Consider the following 17745-nt stretch of genomic DNA (forward strand, 5'->3'; position numbering starts at 1 on the left):
GTGTGCGGTAGCTGAGGCACGCCTCACGGCGGATGCGCGTGACCGCGGATGCGGGCAGGATGTCGAGGGATGCGGACACCACAGATGCTCAATACCGTGCGCAGGGCCGCACCGACCCTCCCCGATGCCGGGGTCGGCGTCGGGATAGCGGTGCTGCTGCTGGCCGCCAGCTGGATCGGCGTCGGACCGCCGTGGGTCATCAAACCCCACCCACTCGAGGCCGGCGCGGTCGTGCTGATCGGGGTCGTGGCGCTCACGGTGGCGCTGCGCCGCCGCTACCCGGTATCGGTGCTGGTGGTCCTCAACTCGGTCGCCCTGATCTGGTCTGCCGCCCACTTTCCCGGCGTGCTGATCCCGCTGGCGTCGGTGATCGCCTGCTACACCCTCGCAGCTCTGCGTGGGTGGCGGTGGGGGCTGGCCGGCTCCGTGCTGAGCGCGCTGGGCGCGCTGGTCGCGATCCACCTGGCCTTCGGCGCGCGCGTGCCGGCCGGACTCTCCGGCACCGCCGTGTGGATGATCGCCACCGCCGGCGCCGCCGGCACCGCGGTCGGCTACTACCGGGCGTTGCTGGTGGCCACCCGCGCTCAACTTGCCCGCGAGGCCCAAACCCACGAGGAGCAAGCCCGCCGCCACGTGGTCGAGGAACGGTTGCGCATCGCCCGCGAGCTCCACGACATTCTCGGCCACACCATGGCCAGCATCAGCGTGCAGGCCGGGGTCGGCATGCACCTGCTGGCCACCCGACCCGCGCAAGCGGCTGAAGCGCTGACCACGATCAAACGCATCAGCGACCAGGGACTGACCGACGTCAAAACCATGCTGGGAGTCCTACGCTCCGACAACGAGCCAGACGAACCCCGAACCCCGCGCGGCGGCCTCGACCAGCTCGACGCCCTGCTCGACCCGGTTCGGGTGGCGGGGGTTGAGCCCAACCTCAATGTCCACGGCAGTGCCCGGTCACTGCCCGCAGCGATTGATCTCGCCGCCTATCGGATCATCCAGGAAGCGCTGACCAACGTGCTACGCCACGGACGCGCCAGCACCGTCCAGCTCGACCTGCGGTACGAACCCTCACAGGTGGTGATCCAGGTCCGTGACGATGGGCGTGCCGCCAGCACTGGCGATACCACCACCAACGGTCGCAACGGACACGGCATCAGCGGCATGCGAGAGCGGGCCCTGGCCCTGTCCGGACAGTTCAGCGCCGGCCCGCACCCCCAGGGCGGCTTCCAGGTGCGGTGCGCTTTACCCACCCCGGACGAGTCATGATGACCACGTGCACTCGCTGATGACTTGCCGCCCTGGCGCCCGCCCGACGGGGATGGTCAGGGACCGACAACCACCGACACCATCCGGCGGTGAGGCGTGACCGAGCCGCTGCGGGTCCTCATCGCCGACGACGAGTCGCTGGTCCGCGCCGGGTTCCGGGTCCTCATCGACAACGAGCCGGGGATGATCGTGGTCGGTGAGGCCGCCGACGGCGCGACAGCTGTAGACCTGGCACGACAAACCCAACCCGACGTCGTCCTCATGGACATCCGCATGCCGAATGTCGACGGCCTGGACGCCACCCGCCGCATCGCCGGGGCCCCCGACCTGGCACATGTCCACGTGCTGATCCTCAGCACGTTCGACCACGACGAATACGTCATCGAAGCACTGGACGCCGGCGCCAGCGGATTCCTGATCAAGAACACGGATCCCGCCCAACTGCTGCACGGCATCCGAGTCGTGGCAGGCGGCGAAGCGCTGCTGTCGCCCGGCCTGACCCGCCGACTGGTTGCCCGGCTCGTCGACCGCTCCCCCAACCGCCAGGTCAACGCCAAAGCCCTGGCCCAGCTGACCGAACGGGAGCGAGAGGTCGCCGGACTGGCCGCACATGGAATGAGCAACGAGGAAATCGCCGAGGCCCTGTCCATCAGCCAGGCCACCGCGAAAACCCACATCAGCCACGCCATGGCCAAACTCGGCGCCCGCGACCGCGCACAACTGGTCGCGCTGGCATACCGGCACCGCCTGGTCGACCCCCCTGGCCCACCGCCCAAATGAACTGAACGCGCCGTCCTCAGCGAGGCATCCCAAATGCCACGGTCACGAGTCGGGCCCCGGGTTAGCGCAGGATCTGCGAGTACGACGCCGGCAGGCATCGAGGCGTGGCCGCGCCGATCTGGCAGGATTCGCGACGGGTGTTCCGGGCGCATTCATCAGTTGCGTCGCGTCCAATAGCTATTCGTCAAAGTTCCGGGCGCGGCGTTTCTGATCGTGGTGGTGATGGTGAGCCGATTGCCGGTGGCATCGAGCGTTGCGTCCAGCTCCGATCCGGCTGAGGGACTGTCCGTGTCGCAGCTGGCCGCAAGCGTGATCTTGTACGGCTTGTGGGCTCCGGTGTTCCTGATCGTGCCCGTGCATCCGTATCCGGATGGGTCGCCGGTGACGGTCACCTCCCCATCCGCATCAAGCTTCATCACCGCCGACAAGCTGGTGCTGGTCCAACCCGGGTTCACGGCTGAGACTTGCCAGTTCCCGGCGACCGGCTGCAGCTGCAAGTCCGATCGTTGGGAAAGCGCCACAGCCACGACGGTGACCGCGGCGCCGAGGAGCAACGCAGCCGCCAGGACCAGGACGATCAAACGGCTGCGTCGCGGCGTGCGCGGCGTGCGCCCGACCGGGCCGGGCAGCAGCGGCACGGAGGTGTCAGCCGTACTCGCCGGGTTGAACGGTGACAGGGTGCTCGGCCCGACCGGCGGCTGAATCGTCGATGACAACGCGTCAGCCCCGGCGACCACAGCCGCCGCGTGGGAACGGTTGGCTGTCGGCGTGGCGTGCAGGGCACCTTCAGCGACGACCAGTTCGGGTTGGTCGAGGACGGTGGGCGGCTTGCTAGTGGCTCGGTGCAGGAGCGTGGCGACCAGCGGTGTGCGGGTGGCCCCGCCGACCAGGAAGATGCCGGCCAGGTCGGCGGAGCTTAGCCCCGCACGGCGAAGCATGGTCTGGGTCAGGTCGGTGGTCAGGGCCAGGGTGGCGGCGGCGGCGTGTTCAAACTGCTCGCGGGTGACCTGGACTTCGCGTTCGGCGATCGGCACCGCGACGATCGCGACCGGGCGTCGGGACAGGGTCTCTTTCGCTAACCGTGCGGCGTCCCACAGCGCCCGGACATGGCGGTGGTCCGCGGTCGTGTCCGGATTGGTCAGCCGCCGCCAAGTCTGCGGGTCGTGGTGGTTGACGGTCTGGCCGACCACATCGACAACCAGCGCGTCCAGGTCTGCCCCGCCCAGGTCGGGCAGCCCATCACTGGCAATGATCTCGAAGCCCTCCTCGGTCCGTCGTACCACGGACACGTCGAAGGTGCCCCCGCCCAGGTCATAGACCATCACTGGGGCACCGACGGGGATCGGCTGCTCGGCGACTGTCAGAAAGTACCCGGCCGCTGCTACCGGCTCGGACAGCATCACGGTTGGCGTCAACCCGGCCGCCTGCGCAGCCGTTCGCAACATCGCCCTGCGGGTCGGACCCCATCCGGCGGGGTGGGTCAACACGACATCATCTGGTGGGCGACCGGCCACCCGCGCCGCCTCCTGCGCCACCCTGGCCAACACGGCCGTGATCAGATTCGCCACAGGGATGTGTTGATCGCCCAGTAGAACAACACCCGCGTCTATCTGCCGCTTGGGATAGGGCTCAAACCGGCTGGCATCCGACTGGACACGAGCCAGGGCCTCACGGCCAACCAGTAGATCCCCGGCGGGATCGGCATACACCGATGAGGACAGCAGGGGTGAGCCATCAAACACCAGCGGACGAACGCGTCCATCGGGCCACCCCAACACCGCCACGGTATGGGAGGTGCCGTAGTCGACACCTAGTCGCCATCCACCCACGAGCTGCGAGTCTAGAGCAACCGATCGATCACCCAGCGGCAGTCGCAGCGAATTCCGCGACCGCACTATCTTCGCTGTGATCTGTGTCACAAACATCGCGCGGGCAATACATACACACCATTGGCTCAACACGGCGAGTGCGGCGAGAACGCACAACAACTTTTACCGGACTACGGTCGGCGCAGCACCTCGGGAATATCGGGCTTCATTGTGCACTCCGTCTCTCTGGCTCAACGGGCCGGGCTGGCCTGTCACACCGGGCGCGCACCGCGCGTTCGGAGAGGAGGTGTTCGACGAGTTGCTGCGGCGGGCTCGACAACGCAGAGCAGAAGCAGCCGCGGTACCCGGACGCGGGTGCTCGGGGTCGTCCTCGCGGCGGCGCGGTAGTTCACGGCCGGGGACGTGGCGCGCGGGCCAGGCCGGTCTGGTAGGCGAGCACGACGAGTTGCGCGCGGTCGCGTGCGCCGAGTTTGGTCATGGCGTGGTTGGCGTGGGTTTTGACGGTGAGTGGGCTGAGCGTGAGCTGGCGGGCGATGTCCGTGTTGGACATCCCATCGGCGACCAGGGTTACCACCTCGCGCTCGCGGTCGGTGAGGGTGGCCAGCAACGGCGAAGGGCGGACCGGCTCGCTGTCGTGCAGCGTCAGGAATCTGGCGATGAGGCCTCGGGTGGCGGACGGCGACAGCAGCGCGTCGCCGCGGGCGACTGTGCGGATCGCGTCGATCAGGGCGTCCGGGCGCGCGCCCTTGCCAAGAAACCCGCTGGCCCCCGACCGCAGCGCCTCGAAGACGTACTCGTCGATCTCGAACGTCGTCAGGATCAGCACCCGTACCCCGGCGAGGCTGTCGTCGGCGGCGATCCGCCGGGTGGCAGCCAGCCCGTCAAGGCCCGGCATCCGGATGTCCATCAAGACGACGTCGGCACGTGCCTCGCGAGCGACCTGGACAGCGTCGTGGCCGGTGGCCGCCTCGCCCACTACTTCCAGCCCTGGCGCACGGTCGATCACCAGTCGCAGGCCCGCACGGATGAGTTCCTGGTCGTCGGCGAGGACCACTCGGGTCGGTGCCGTGGCGGCGGGCGCCAGCGTGGCGGGCGCGGTCTCGGTCACGAGCCCTCGATCCCGGCCGCTCGCAGCGGAAGCTCGGCGAAGACGCGGTAGCCTCCGTCGGGCCCCGGCCCTGCCGACAGCTGTCCGCCCAGGGCGGCCACCCGCTCCCGCATGCCGACGATGCCGTGCCCTTCGGGCATGCGCCGGCCGCCCTGGGTGACCGCCTTGCCGTCGTCCTCGACGGTCAGCCGGAGCGCCCCAGGCGCGTACCCGAGCCGGACCACCGCAGTGTCGCAGTTCGCGTGCTTTCGGGTGTTGGTCAGCGACTCCTGGATGACCCGGTAGGCGGTCAGTTCCACCGCTTCGGGCAGCGGCCTGGCGTGGCCGGTCACCTCGCGGGTGACCCGCAGGCCCGCGCCGGCGAATGAGTCGATCAGCTCCTCCAGTTGGTCAAGTCCCGGCACCGGCTGCGCCGGCTCTGTCGGTTCCAGGCCGGGGTCGCGCAGCAGCCCGACGGTCAGCCGCAGGTCCTCGAGGGCTTCCTCGCTGGCCCGCTGGATGTGCGCGACCGACTCCCTGGCCTGTGACCGGTCCTCGTCATCGAGCAGGCAAACCAGCGCGCCGGCCTGCACGTTGATCAGGGCGACGTGGTGCCCGACGGCGTCGTGCAGTTCCCGGGCGATCCGCAGCCGTTCCTCGGCAACGCGGCGCTTCGCCTCGTCCTCCCTGGCCTGCTCGGCACGCCTGGCGCGCTCGTCGGCTTCGGCGACGTAGGCATGGTGGCTGCGGGCGGCGCTGCCGGTGGTCACCGCCAGGGCCGCCCACAGCAGCACGACGAAGCCGGTGATGCCGGGATGGGTGATGAGCGAGGCGGTGAGCAGCGCCGCCTTGACGGCGACACCGAACGCGAGCGTCCGGCCCGGACCGGACTCCAGCGCGATCGAGTACAGCACGTAGAAGACCGCCGGCAAGGTCAGCGGGTAGACCATGCCGTCCGCCATCAGCACCACCGACCCGATGACGGCGACCGCCACGGTGGCGATCGGGAACCGCCGGCGCATCACCAGAGCCGCGTAGACCGCGACGGACACCGCCCAGTTCAGGGGCTGGTGGGAGCTCAGCGCGTGCCGTACGTCGGCGGGGATCGTCACCACCGCGAACAGCACCATCGACATGATCGCCGAAAGCAGCAGCACCTGCTGCCTGGCCATCAGCCTGCTCAAGGCAATCACCCACATACCTGGACTGTAAGCAGTCGCCCTCGCCATCCGCGACTGAACTACTGCGAACGCAGTAGGCGATGCCGCAAACCGCACCGGATGGCGCGGTACCCCCTTGGGCAATCGCTGCGGCTGGCCGACGACCGGGGCGGCCGAGATCCGGACGATGAGGAGCCGAACCGAAAGGAATGCAGGATCATGCGATCTCTTGCACGACCGCACCCGAGACCGACGACCAAACGCCGACGGCGTCGTATCGTCGCCGCGGCAGTCCTCCTCGCGATCGTCGGGCTGCTCCTGGGAAACACCGTGTTGGTGGACGGGCAGGACGCCGACGCCACCGGGGACTCGCCCCTGCCTGTTGACGGCGGGAACATCTACGTGAGCCAGGACGGCCCCCGCGACGCCCCCGCCCTCGTGCTGATCCACGGGCTCGGCAGCTCAATGCGCTCGTGGGATCAGGTGGTGCCGATGTTGGCCACGTCCTATCGCGTCATCCGGGTCGACCTGCTCGGGCACGGCCGGTCCGCCAAACCGACCGGCGACGTCTACGCGATGGAACAGCAGGCCCACCGGGTCGGCCAGGCACTGGACCGGCTCGGCGTCAAGCACGCCATCGTGGTCGGCCACTCCACCGGCGGCTACGTCGCCACGGCCCTCACCGAGCAACGAGACGACCTGGTGACCGCGATAGCACTCATCGACACCGGACCCCGCCTGGACGCATTCGTCTCCTCCGGGGCCGTCGGCAATCTCATCTTCACTCCCGTGCTGGGGCAACTCCTGTGGCGGCTTCGGACCGACGGGATCGTCCGCCGGGGTATGAGCTCCGCGTTCGCGCCAGGTTTCAAGAAGATCCCGCAGGAGCTTGTCGACGATACCCGCGGCATGACCTACCACGCGCTCACCGCGACATCGCACGCGTCCGATGACTATCTGCAACGGCGTCCGCTCCCGGATCGGCTCACGGTCCTCGGCAAACCACTGCTGGTGATCTTCGGCGAGCAGGACCAGAGGTTTCCATCCTCCTCCGCCGAGCAATACCGCGCCGTCGCAGGCGCGAGCGTCGAGCTCGTGCCGGGTGCTGGACACTCACCCATGATCGAGGATCCGCCGCGGACCGCCGCACTTCTCCTGAGCTTCGCCAGTTCCGTTCCTAGCGCTCAGTAACGACGTGGCGCAGTGCATCTGCTTCGCCACGTCCGGCAAGCCGCAATGCCTGCCCGCGCGGACGTGAGACTCCTGGGTAGGCGGACCGTTCACCCCGCCGACATACCGGGACGGTCAGCAACCGCCCTCGCCATCCGCGACCGAACTACTGCCAACGCGGTAGCCGAAGCCGGAAGCCGCAGCCGATGGCGCGGTAACGCCTTGCGCAACCGCTGCGGCCGGCCGACGTCTGGGGCGACTGCGACCCAGACGATTCGGAGCCGAACCGAAAGAAAGGAACGACTATGCCAGCTCTTGCCCGCTGGTGCTACCGGCACCGCTTCGTGGTGATCACTGCCTGGATAGGTCTGCTCATCGGCCTCGCGGTGATGTCGCATGCGGTGAAGACGTCGTATGACAACTCGCTCGCACTGCCCGGCACCGGTTCGGGCAGCGCCCAGGAACTGCTGCTGCGGTCGGCGCCGGCCCACGCGGGCGACTCCGACCGGATCGTCTGGCAGGTGAGCCACGGCAGCGTCGAAGATCCCGCCATCGAACAGCGGATGTCGGCGATGCTCGCGCGGTTGTCGCACCTGCCCGAGGTGGCCTCGGTCGCCAGCCCATACCTGCCAGGCGGCGAGGTCCAGATAAGCCCGGACGGGCGCACCGCGTACGCCACCGTGAACTTCACCAAGGCGGCCGACGACCTGGACAAGGCCGACATCAACCAGGTGATCGCGGCGACGACGGCCGCCCGGGAGCCCGGCCTTGCGGTTGAGCTTGGCGGCCGGGCCATCTCGAACACCGAGACGGCGCCGACGTCGATCGCGTCGGTGATCGGCATCGCCGCGGCCGCGGTCATCTTGCTCGTCGCGTTCGGGTCGCTGGTCGCGATGGCGCTGCCGATCGTGACCGCGGTGGCAGGCGTGGGCAGCGGCCTGATGCTCATGGCGCCGCTCAGCCACCTGATGTCCGTGACCGGCCTCGCGCCGGTTCTCGGAGCGCTGATCGGCCTCGGCGTCGGCGTCGACTACGCCCTGTTCGTCGTGACCAGGTACCGCCGCGGCCTGCAGTCCGGGCTGGACCCGGAATACTCGGCCGTCCTCGCGCTCAACACATCGGGCCGCGCGGTCCTGTTCGCCGCGGGCACGGTGGTCATCGCCCTGCTCGGCCTGCTCACCATCGGCCTTAGCTTCCTCAACGGGCTGGCCGTCGCGGCGGCGCTCACCGTGGCGTGCACCGTGCTCGCGGCCATCACGCTGCTGCCCGCACTGTTCGGCGTGTTCGACCTGCGCGTGCTGAGCCGCAGGCAACGCCGCCGGCTGCAGGCCGACGGGCCGGACCGCACAGAGAGCGCTGGCGGCATGTTGGCGCGCTGGTCACGCACCGTGGCACGATTCCCCGCCGTACTCGCCGCCGCGGGGCTCACGGTGATGATCGTGGTGTCCGTTCCCGTGCTGCACCTGCGGCTTGGCGCCTCCGACGAGTCCAACAACCCCACCTCAAGCACCACCTATCGGGCCTACACGATGCTCGCTGAAGGGTTCGGGCCGGGCTTCAACGGCCCGTTGCTCCTGGTCGCCCAGCCCCAGTCCGCGGTCGACCGCACCGCGCTTGACGAGCTCGAGCGCGCACTGACCGCCGTTCCAGGAGTGGCCGCCGTACAGACCGGGCCTGCGCAAACCGGGCCAGCCGGCGGGCCGGTGATCGAGGTGATCCAGGTCATCCCCACCACAGCGCCTGAAGCCGAAGCCACCTCCAACCTGATCACCCAACTGCGGAATACCGTCATACCGCGCTACACGCACGGAATTACGCTCCGGGTCTACGTCGGCGGAGAGACAGCTACGTTCGACGATTTCGCGGCGGTCACCAGTGCCAAGCTGCCCTGGCTCCTCGCCGCAATCGTGGGCTTCAGCTTCCTGCTGCTCGTGCTCGCCTTCCGTAGCCTGCTCATCCCCGCGATCACAGCGGTGATGAACCTGCTGGCGGCGGCGGCCTCCTTCGGCGTGCTCACCGCGTTCTTCCAGTGGGGCTGGGGTACCAGGCTCTTCGGCCTCGGCGCGCCCAGCCCGGTCGACGGCTACCTGCCCGGGCTGGTGCTGGCGATCCTGTTCGGCCTGTCCATGGACTACCAGGTATTCCTGATCAGCAGGATGGCCGAGGAATGGTCGCGCACCCGTGACAACGCGCGGTCGGTGCTCGTCGGCCAGACCCACACCGCACGGGTGATCACCGCCGCGGCGAAGATCATGATTGCCGTGTTCATCGCGTTCGTGTTCATAGGACAGCGCAGCATCGCCGAATTCGGCGTCGGCTTGGCCGCCGCCGTGGCGCTCGACGCGTTCGTCGTGCGCACGGTGCTCGTACCGGCCGTGATGCACCTGTGCGGCCGGGCCAACTGGTGGCTGCCCCGCTGGCTGGACCGCCACCTGCCGCACCTGGCCATCGAGCCGCCCGCGGAGGAGCAGCCCGCCACCATGCCCGAGTCCGACCTCGTAACAGCACAAAATGTAAGAGCCTAGTAGGGCAGCCGCACTTATCGGGGTGATTATGTTGTGGCTTGTCGGGCGAGTCGGGTGCGGTGGTGGAACCATCGTGCGCGGGCTTGGTGGCGTCGTCGCCACCAGGTCCAGTGCAGGTGGTGCGCGTCGGTGTGTGGCCGGCGGGTGATGAGGACGAACAGTCGTTTGATCTCTGCGACGGTGAACGCGATCAGGCCGGTGTCCGTTGGTGGGTTCTCGTTCGGGCTGCTGGGCAGGATCGGCGCTGGGGCACGGGTTTTCGCCTGGGCGGCGGTGACCGCGCAGACGGCGAGGGCAGCCATCGCGAGGACGAGGTGGCGGGTCAGAGCGGTGTAGAGGCGGACCTGGGAGTGGTCGAGGCCGAAGTGGTCCTTGCCGAACTCGAAGTCCTCCTCGACCGGCCAGCGCAGGCATGCCATCCGCACCAACGTCATCAGCGGGACCTGCCGACCCGGCGGGACGTGGCAGTAGTGGTAGGCGACCTCACCGGTCTGCAGATGCCTGCGTAGCAACAGAACATGGTGCGGGCTGCTCGTCGCGACCCACGCCCAGGCGTACCGCCGGTCGCCCTTGGACCCGGGTACCGCCTGGATCTGCCAACTGTCCTGAGTGGACGACACCGTGCTCACCACCGCGTCAGCGCGTAGCCGCATTCCCGCGGCCAGGTCGGTGTGGAACGCCCGGCCCACCCGCAGCACATATCCGATCCAACACCGCCACGACGAGAGGCTGACCGCGCAACGCCTCGACCACGAACCCGCCATCGCCGCCATCGCCGCGTCGTGGTCCCACACCGCATGGTTCAACAACCGCTGCGTCGGGTCCGGACACCCGTCACCGGCATGCTCCGCGATCGTCCAGCCGTTCTTCCGCGGCAGATCACTGACCAGCGCGGCCACGTACTTCCCCGCCTGCTCGAACGGTTCCACCCGCCGGAAATACGGTCGTAGCCGTCGATGCAGCACGGCCAGGTTCTCCACTGCGAGGGCACCCTCTACCATGGCAGCCACAGCCGCCCCACGGTTATCTTGCGTCACAACTCGATCATCGAGGGGCGGCTGCCCCTATGATCACCGCCCCCACACAAGCCGGCTACCAGCCAAAATCACTCAAGTGCGGCTGCCCCACTAGCGCGACGTGTTCTTCTCAGCACAACCCGAGTTCGAGGCCGCGTTGATCGCCGGGATCGAGGACGCGTCACCGGACGAGCCGGCAGACGGCCAAGGCCGCCCACGTGTTCGTCGTGAAGAAGAACCAGCCCACCCTGTACCGGCAGGTCAAGCACCTGCCCTGGGGCAAGATCCCGGTCTGCGACGAGGTCCACACCTGCGGCCACGGCCATTACGACATCCGCCGCCTGCACGGTGTCCGAAGGGCGCTCCGGCACTAGAGGCGCCGGTTCAACGATTGGGTTTCGGCGATTGGCGCGTGTCAGGTTGCCACGCGGCGAATCGGGTAGGCGGTGACGTTCGTCGCCGCCGTGGGCGTTCGCCAGGCGGGGCGTTCGGCGCCGCTGGCGCCTCGGGTTGTGATCGCGTAGGGACGCTTGCGAGCTGCGCGTGATCAGAGCGCTGCTGACTCCTGCTGCTCCAGGCGCGTCGCACTCCCGCGTCAGACCCCGTCGAACGTGTTCAGGGTGTTCATCAGGCTGGTGACAACAGATGCGCAGTCTGCCTGGGCGGACCGCCGAAGATCAGCGCGCCGTTGCGGAAGCCGAGGTCGAGCGCCACAGTAAGCCGGCTTAGCTCCTGGTGTCGACCGCTCGGACCGGCGCGGCTCAGCGGCCGGCAGGCTCGGTGTCCGCGCGGGTGATGGCCAGGTAGCCGACCAGGACGACGATGAGCCCGGCCCAGGCCGCCGTCACCGGGCCGGTTCCCAGGCCCAGGCCGCCGCGATCGTGTGAGACGCCCATCCAGTCCGCGAAGGAGGCCCCGAGCGGGCGGGTGATCACGTACGCGGTCCAGAACGCGGCGACGGCGCTCAGCGTGCCGGTGCGGAAGGTGAGCGCCGGCACGGCGATTGCGGCGGCGAAGATGATGCCCGACAGCAGGTAGCCCCAGCCGAACGTCATGGCGGTCAGGTCGCCGGCCGCGGTGCCCAGCGCGAACGTGGTCAGCACGGTGGCCCAGTAGAACAGCTCCCGGCGCGGCGTGGTGATGCTGTGGATGGACAAGGTGCGTTCGCTGGCGTACCAGAGCACGAGGATGGCGGCGAGCGCGATCGCGAAGCCGATCGTGGAGGCCAGGTACGGCACGCCCAAGCCGACGTGCAGGACGTCGGCCGGCACCGTACGGATGCGCCGCGCCACCTCGAAGCTCACAGGTACCGCTGATCGCCCGTCCCCACGATTCTGTGCGCGGCGCGCGGCCTATCAGGGCCGCCACAACGCATCCATCTACATTTGGGGGAGCATGTGAAACGCGCATGGCAACGAGTCGCGGCCGCGGTAACGCTGACGCTCGCGTCCGTTGGGGTGATCCAGATCGGTCTCGCCGGCTCGGCCCAGGCGGCGTCGTGGGTGAAACCGGTGGACGGAACGCTCGGCCAGGGTTTCACCGGCCCGGGTCCCGGCCAGCACCACGGCGTCGACATCATCGCCGCGCGGTGGACGCCGATCTATGCGGCCCACGCCGGCCGGGTGGACCAGGTTGTTTGCAACGTGTCCGTCGGAACCTGTGATCAGGACGGGAGTCCGTCGGTCCAGGGGTGCGGCTGGTACGTCGGCATCGACCATCTCGACGGCACCGCCACCCTGTACTGCCACATGGTCCAGCGGCCGCTGGTGAACGTCGGCGACACCGTCAGCACCGGTCAGGTGATCGGCTATGTCGGCACGTCGGGGAACTCGTCCGGCCCGCACCTGCACTTCCAGACGCACAACGGCCCGTCGAACGACGACAGTGACACGGTGGACCCGGTGGGCTTCATGGCCGCCCGAGGGGTCGACCTGCGCACCGGAGGGACCACCACGCCGTCCACGCCTTCCGGCGTGTCCTGGGTGGACACGTTTGCCAGCGCGCCGGGACGCTCGACTCCGGGCGGTACGCAGACCGGCACCCTCAACGCCGGCCTCAACTACGTGTACTGCCGGACGTGGGGCCCGATCGTGCAGGTCGGCAGCAGCTACAACCACTGGTGGCTGAAGACCGACCTGGACTCCGGCAATCCGTGGCAGAACCAGTGGGTTTCGGCGTACTACCTGAGCCGCTGGGGCAACGACCAGGCCAAGGACAACAACGGCGCCGACATCCCGAACTGCGCCGCCACGAAGTACTGGGTGGACACGTTTGCCAACGCGCCGGGACGCTCGACTCCGGGCGGCACCCAGACCGGCACCCTCAACGCCGGCCTCAACTACGCGTACTGCCGGACGTGGGGCCCGATCGTGCAGGTCGGCAGCAGCTACAACCACTGGTGGCTGAAGACCGACCTGGACTCCGGCAATCCGTGGCAGAACCAGTGGGTTTCGGCGTACTACCTGAGCCGCTGGGGCAACGACCAGGCCAAGGACAACAACGGCGCCGACATCCCGAACTGCTGATCGGCTTCGCGACCCGGCCCGGTGGGACACCTCACCGGGCCGGTTGCTCATCTCTGGCTACCCATTGACCCAGCGGGGTGAGTCCGTGTAATCATCCATCGATGACCGGCATGTTATCGGTTCCTCGGGAGGCGGAGGACGGATGACCGAAGCGCCTCGGACGGTGCGCGTGCCAGATGGCTACCGCGTCGGTTCGTGGCGGGTGACGCGCGCGCTGGCCAGCGGCAACTGGAGCACGGTGTACGCCGCCGTCCGCGACACCGGCGAGGAGGCGGCGCTCAAGTTCATCCCAACCGGCACGCTCACCGCGCGCCGGCTGTCCCACCTGGCCGACATGGCCGGCCGCGAACTTGCCGCACACCGCCGGCTCAGCCATCCCAATCTGATCAAGGTCCTCGACAGCCTCGTCGTCGACGACCCAGCACAGCCCGTGCTCGACGGTGCCACCGTGATCGCGCTGGAGCTCGCGGAGGGCTCGGCCGCCACGGCGCTCGCCGCAACCGACGGCGGGCTGCCGGACGCGGGCCGGTTGATTGCCGAGGTGTGCGCGGGCCTGGCCTACCTGCATGAGGCCGGCTGGGTGCATGGCGATCTCAAGCCGAGCAACATCCTGCTGATGGCCGACGGCTCCGTCCGGCTCGCCGACTTCGGCCTCGCCGCGGAGCTGGACGGCACGCACGCCTACCTGCCCCCCGGCGGTACCGCCGACTACGTCCCGCCGGAGCGCTGGGCCGAGGGGCTGCGGGCGGGCGGGGTCGCGGTCCGGCAGACCTCCGACATCTGGGCCCTTGGGGTCACCGCGTGCCAGCTGCTCACCGGGCGGCTGCCGTTCGCCGGCGTCACTTCCCGCGCCCGGACGGCGGCGGCCTGCCAGTTCGCCGAGGGCCGCGCCGAGCTCACCCTGCCGGACGGCCTGACACCGCGGTGGCGCGCGTTCATCGTCGACTGCCTCGCACCGGATCACCATGCCCGGCTGCGGCACACGGCGGAGAGCCTGCGGCAGCGGGCGTGCGTCGCGGCCGAAAAGGCCGGCGCGCCCGCCGGCCGCCTCAGGCGGCCGTTCGGGGTGCTGGCGATGGCCGGTGTCGCCGCGGTGACCGTCGCGAGCAGCGTCGCATACGCCAGCCTCGAACAAGCGGCGGGCACGGCCGACCCGGCCGCATCGACCAGCCCGACCGCGGCCGGTTACGAGCGGTACTTCCGCACCGACGCCGACATCCCGCGGCAGTACTACGACCTCATCATCGAGGCGGGCACCAAGTGCCCGAGCGAGCCCGCGGTGACGCCCTATCTCGTCGCCGCGATCCTCAAGGCGGAGAGCAACTTCGACCCGGACCTGAGCGACCCGGCGAAGAACGAATACGGCATTGCACGCTGGACGCCGAACGTCCTGCAGTACTACCTCCCGACCGCGCAGCGGGAAGCCGAGCCGAAGCCACCGTTCCCGCCGGAGATGTCCATCCCGCCCATGGGCGACTACCTCTGCCGCTTCGCGCCCCTGCTGCACGACGTGCCCGGCGACCCGATGATCAACCTGGTCGCGGCCTGGCGGACCTCGGAAGCCAAGGTCCACGAGGCGGGCGGCGTGCCGGACCGGCCGGCGCTGCGCGAGTACATGCCGCGCCTGCGCGCGGCCCTCGACGCATACCGCCCGGTGACGCGGCCGTCTCCGTCCTGACCGGCCGCCGTCCGCGGTGCCGGGCCGGTCAGGACGGCGGCAGCAGCGCCAGATGCTCCTCGCGCACCAGGTCGAACTGCAGCGCGAGCGCCACGAGCGCCGCACGCTGCCAGTCGGCCTTGCCCTGCTCGTCGTCGGCGGCCGACGCCCTGATCCGCAGCTTGGTGCGGGCAAGGTAGTCGATGTGGAAATTGACCGCCGACCGGGAGAGCCCGGCGCCGCCGCCGAGCCGGTTGAGGATCTCCGGAACGGTGCGGATCACCGGCGAGGACGAGTCACGCAGCCGGGGTTCGCACAGCGCGACGAGCACCTTGAAGTACTTCGCGGTCTCGTCCAACGGGAACGCCACGCGGGTAGCGTCGCCAGAGCTGTCGGGCTGCGCCTGCTGGTCGGCGTAGACGTGCTGCGGCGCAAATATGTAGAACGAGGACGGCCGGTCGGCGCTGGGCACGACGACCCGGGCGAACTCGAACGGCACCGGCATGTCGAGCCGGCGGGGGGCGAGCTTGATAAACTCGCCGCCGCCTTCCGGGTTCTCGATCACGTAGGTGCTGCGCAGGCTGAGGTTGCTGATCAGCCAGTGATCCTCGACTGCGGTGATCCGGCCGGCGAGACGGGAGACCGCCGCGTCGGGCAGCACCAGGTCGACCGGGGTGTCCCGGCCGCCGCGGCCGAAGGTCACGGCGGCGCCGGGCGGGAGGTGGAGGACGGTGGGCGGATTGTCCGCACTCTGCACCACGATGCCTCGCCCGGACTCACTCGAGGGCACGGCCCGACGCACCGGGTCGCTGGCGCGGTCGCTCCCCATGCGGCAATCGTAGGCGGGCCGGCGCATCAACAGTGTTGGTGCCCCGGGAACGGGTCGACGTCGGTGTACACATACACCGCCGCCACGTAACCGAAGTTGCCGTACTGGTCGCCTTCGGTCAGGTACCAGACGTTGTTGCCGCCGGAGTGCCAGTCTCCGTACACCCAGCAGCCGAAGTAGCTCCAGGTCGTGTGCAGATGGTCCACGACATTGGCGTTGTTGCGGGCCGAGCTCCGCAGCGGTGCGTTGTAGACGTTGCCGCACCACAAAATGTTGTAGCTCCCGTCGACGTAGCAGTCGCTCGAGGCGTGGGCCGCGCTCGGCGCGACCAATGTGCCGCCGACGACCGCGGCCGCGACGAATGCGGTCTTGATGCGCTGGTGCAAACGCATACCACGCTCCTATGGGAATCGGCGCCACCAACCGTGGTGCCTTGAGGTGAGGACGTCGCACTCGACCGGGCCCGCTTCCGCCGGTCGCGCCCCCCGTTGTCCGTCCGGAGGATTCTGACCGGTACGTCCCGTGAGCGGAACCTGGAGGGTTCCAGGGTCGGCACTCGGCGCCGGCGAACGACCGATCGGCTCGTACCGTTTGGTGCCCTTTTGACCCCCGATCTTGCACGACGGTGCAGACGCACGTGCATGTGTGCGAGCTTCTGGGAGCGTTACCGTGCAGTGGCCGGTCGAGCGTATGGCCGCTCGACCGGCCACTACAGCCTGGCCATCCGGCCGGGGTGGGCCGGGCGTCAGCCCACGTTGATCGCGGTGTCGTCGATCACGAAGGACGTCTGCTGCTGGGTGCCCTCCGTGCCGGTGAACTTGAGCGTCACCAGCTCCGAGATCGCCCTCATCAACGACAACGGGCTGTCATTCTTCCCGATCTACCAGGAGTTCGGCGACTCCATCGCGTACTTCGACCACGATCAGGGGCACGCCGCCGGCGTCGCGGCGTGCGCCGCCGCGCGTGGCCTCGGCATTCCGCAGGGCACCGTGCTGTACGTCGCAGTCGACTTCGACGCGATCGACGACGAGATCACCACCAATGTCATACCCCAACTTCCAAGGCGCCAGGGACGCGGTGGCAGCCGACGGCGGCTACTACGCGATCGGCGTGTACAGCTGCCGCAACACCTGCTCGCGGCTCGCCGCGGAGGGTCTGACCACGCGCAGCTTCGTTAGCGGCATGTCAACCGGCTACAGCGGCAACCTCGGCTTCGCACTGCCGGACAACTGGGCGTTCGACCAGATCGCGAACCGCGACCTTAGCACCCAACACATCGGGCAGCGTGGAGATCGACAACGACATGGTCTCCGGCCGCGACCTGGGCGTGGACAGCGTGACCCGAACGACGGGTTCTACACGCTACTGCACTGGCTGGAGGCCCGCACGCAGCAGTGGCGCGATCAAGGCCACCTCGACCGCAGCGGACCGGAACTGGTGGCAGAGTACTTCCAGAACCAGGACCCCGCCTACGGCGAGCCCGGCTCTGGCCAGGTGTTCGGTGGCACCGACCACGGCTTCCTCGACTTCGTCGCGTCGTACCCAGGCATCCCCGACACCAGCCCGCTGCGCGACCCGAAGTACCTGTGGGATTGGCCGTCAGCAATTGGGCGACCGAGACCAAGGTGACCAACCGACCATAGCGCCGGGAACTCTGTCGTGGTTGCCGCACAACGCTTCCGCTCATCAGCGTAAGACGTTCTGCGTCAAGCTTTGGTCGGTGCCTCGTCCGTCGTCTGTCCCGGCATAGCGGTAATGGGGTTGGTCCCGGCAGCGTGTAATCGGGTTGGTGAGACGACGGGCGGGGCTGCCCATGATGAGCGTCGAGGTAACTGTGGTTCCTCAATGCCGCGTGGGGCTCGCCCCGACCGGGCTTGACGGGCCGCCTGCAGCGTCAG

Annotated in this window: 16 protein-coding genes; 9 read left to right on the forward strand and 7 right to left on the reverse strand. The window is 68.9% G+C overall.

From position 1 onward, the window contains the following. Positions 1-84 precede the first annotated feature (84 nt). Positions 85-1269, forward strand: a complete 1185-nt coding sequence (locus AB0B76_RS54435) for a sensor histidine kinase (RefSeq protein WP_360392894.1) — start codon at positions 85-87, stop codon at positions 1267-1269. Positions 1270-1365: 96 nt separating this feature from the next. Next, on the forward strand, positions 1366-2049 hold the full coding sequence (locus tag AB0B76_RS54440; RefSeq protein WP_360392896.1) for a response regulator transcription factor: 684 nt from the start codon (positions 1366-1368) through the stop codon (positions 2047-2049). Positions 2050-2204: 155 nt separating this feature from the next. Here AB0B76_RS54440 and AB0B76_RS54445 read toward each other — a convergent pair whose 3' ends face one another. The 3 genes from AB0B76_RS54445 to AB0B76_RS54455 all read right to left on the reverse strand — a co-directional run bounded on the left by AB0B76_RS54445 (position 2205) and on the right by AB0B76_RS54455 (position 6149). Next, entirely contained in the window at positions 2205-3833 is a 1629-nt protein-coding gene (locus AB0B76_RS54445) for an Hsp70 family protein (protein ID WP_360392899.1), read from the reverse strand. A 433-nt stretch (positions 3834-4266) separates the two neighbouring features. Next, a complete protein-coding gene (locus AB0B76_RS54450; protein ID WP_360392902.1) occupies positions 4267-4986 on the reverse strand; it encodes a response regulator transcription factor in 720 nt (239 codons plus the stop codon). After that, the gene (locus AB0B76_RS54455) at positions 4983-6149 is read right to left on the reverse strand and encodes a sensor histidine kinase (RefSeq protein ID WP_360392904.1); all 1167 of its coding nucleotides are present in this window, start codon (positions 6147-6149) and stop codon (positions 4983-4985) included. Before AB0B76_RS54455 ends, AB0B76_RS54450 begins: the two co-directional genes overlap by 4 nt. A gap of 96 nt (positions 6150-6245) precedes the next feature. On the opposite strand from AB0B76_RS54455, the gene AB0B76_RS54460 reads away from it, so the two are divergent. Together AB0B76_RS54460 and AB0B76_RS54465 are read left to right on the forward strand one after the other, a co-directional pair. Further along, on the forward strand, positions 6246-7316 hold the full coding sequence (locus AB0B76_RS54460; protein ID WP_360392907.1) for an alpha/beta hydrolase: 1071 nt from the start codon (positions 6246-6248) through the stop codon (positions 7314-7316). 284 nt (positions 7317-7600) lie between these two features. Continuing rightward, entirely contained in the window at positions 7601-9820 is a 2220-nt protein-coding gene (locus AB0B76_RS54465) for an MMPL family transporter (RefSeq protein ID WP_360392910.1), read from the forward strand. A gap of 26 nt (positions 9821-9846) precedes the next feature. On the opposite strand, the gene AB0B76_RS54470 is transcribed toward AB0B76_RS54465, so the two are convergent. Then, the gene (locus AB0B76_RS54470) at positions 9847-10749 is read right to left on the reverse strand and encodes a transposase (protein ID WP_360392913.1); all 903 of its coding nucleotides are present in this window, start codon (positions 10747-10749) and stop codon (positions 9847-9849) included. Positions 10750-11063: 314 nt separating this feature from the next. On the opposite strand from AB0B76_RS54470, the gene AB0B76_RS54475 reads away from it, so the two are divergent. Then, positions 11064-11210: a hypothetical protein gene (locus AB0B76_RS54475; protein WP_360392917.1), complete on the forward strand. Its 147-nt coding sequence runs from the start codon at positions 11064-11066 to the stop codon at positions 11208-11210. Between the two features lie 387 nt (positions 11211-11597). Here AB0B76_RS54475 and AB0B76_RS54480 read toward each other — a convergent pair whose 3' ends face one another. After that, positions 11598-12140, reverse strand: coding sequence for a hypothetical protein (locus tag AB0B76_RS54480; RefSeq protein WP_360392920.1), 543 nt, complete (start codon positions 12138-12140; stop codon positions 11598-11600). Between the two features lie 153 nt (positions 12141-12293). Here AB0B76_RS54480 and AB0B76_RS54485 point away from each other — a divergent pair, with 153 nt between their 5' ends. Both AB0B76_RS54485 and AB0B76_RS54490 read left to right on the forward strand, forming a co-directional pair. Beyond that, entirely contained in the window at positions 12294-13361 is a 1068-nt protein-coding gene (locus tag AB0B76_RS54485; RefSeq protein ID WP_360392923.1) for a M23 family metallopeptidase, read from the forward strand. A gap of 142 nt (positions 13362-13503) precedes the next feature. Further along, entirely contained in the window at positions 13504-15039 is a 1536-nt protein-coding gene (locus tag AB0B76_RS54490; RefSeq protein ID WP_360392925.1) for a serine/threonine-protein kinase, read from the forward strand. Positions 15040-15067: 28 nt separating this feature from the next. Here the strand turns inward: AB0B76_RS54490 and AB0B76_RS54495 are convergent, their stop codons facing one another. Both AB0B76_RS54495 and AB0B76_RS54500 read right to left on the reverse strand, forming a co-directional pair. Beyond that, a complete protein-coding gene (locus AB0B76_RS54495) occupies positions 15068-15874 on the reverse strand; it encodes an FHA domain-containing protein (protein ID WP_360392928.1) in 807 nt (268 codons plus the stop codon). Then, the gene (locus tag AB0B76_RS54500; RefSeq protein ID WP_360392931.1) at positions 15874-16239 is read right to left on the reverse strand and encodes a hypothetical protein; all 366 of its coding nucleotides are present in this window, start codon (positions 16237-16239) and stop codon (positions 15874-15876) included. Before AB0B76_RS54500 ends, AB0B76_RS54495 begins: the two co-directional genes overlap by 1 nt. A 249-nt stretch (positions 16240-16488) precedes the next feature. Here AB0B76_RS54500 and AB0B76_RS54505 point away from each other — a divergent pair, with 249 nt between their 5' ends. Both AB0B76_RS54505 and AB0B76_RS54510 read left to right on the forward strand, forming a co-directional pair. Then, entirely contained in the window at positions 16489-17025 is a 537-nt protein-coding gene (locus AB0B76_RS54505; protein ID WP_360392934.1) for a glycoside hydrolase domain-containing protein, read from the forward strand. Continuing rightward, the gene (locus AB0B76_RS54510) at positions 16925-17476 is read left to right on the forward strand and encodes a glycoside hydrolase domain-containing protein (RefSeq protein ID WP_360392937.1); all 552 of its coding nucleotides are present in this window, start codon (positions 16925-16927) and stop codon (positions 17474-17476) included. Before AB0B76_RS54505 ends, AB0B76_RS54510 begins: the two co-directional genes overlap by 101 nt. Positions 17477-17745: the final 269 nt, after the last annotated feature.

The sequence above is a fragment of the Dactylosporangium sp. NPDC049140 genome (assembly GCF_040648435.1).

Excerpts from the sequence above, each read along its gene's own strand:
- AB0B76_RS54465 (WP_360392910.1), top strand. The coding sequence starts at position 7,601 with ATGCCAGCTCTTGCCCGCTGGTGCTACCGGCACCGCTTCGTGGTGATC.
- AB0B76_RS54490 (WP_360392925.1), top strand. The coding sequence starts at position 13,504 with ATGACCGAAGCGCCTCGGACGGTGCGCGTGCCAGATGGCTACCGCGTC.
- AB0B76_RS54460 (WP_360392907.1), top strand. The coding sequence starts at position 6,246 with ATGGCGCGGTACCCCCTTGGGCAATCGCTGCGGCTGGCCGACGACCGG.
- AB0B76_RS54495 (WP_360392928.1), bottom strand. The coding sequence starts at position 15,874 with ATGCGCCGGCCCGCCTACGATTGCCGCATGGGGAGCGACCGCGCCAGC.
- AB0B76_RS54435 (WP_360392894.1), top strand. The coding sequence starts at position 85 with ATGCTCAATACCGTGCGCAGGGCCGCACCGACCCTCCCCGATGCCGGG.
- AB0B76_RS54505 (WP_360392934.1), top strand. The coding sequence starts at position 16,489 with ATGTGTGCGAGCTTCTGGGAGCGTTACCGTGCAGTGGCCGGTCGAGCG.
- AB0B76_RS54500 (WP_360392931.1), bottom strand. The coding sequence starts at position 16,239 with ATGCGTTTGCACCAGCGCATCAAGACCGCATTCGTCGCGGCCGCGGTC.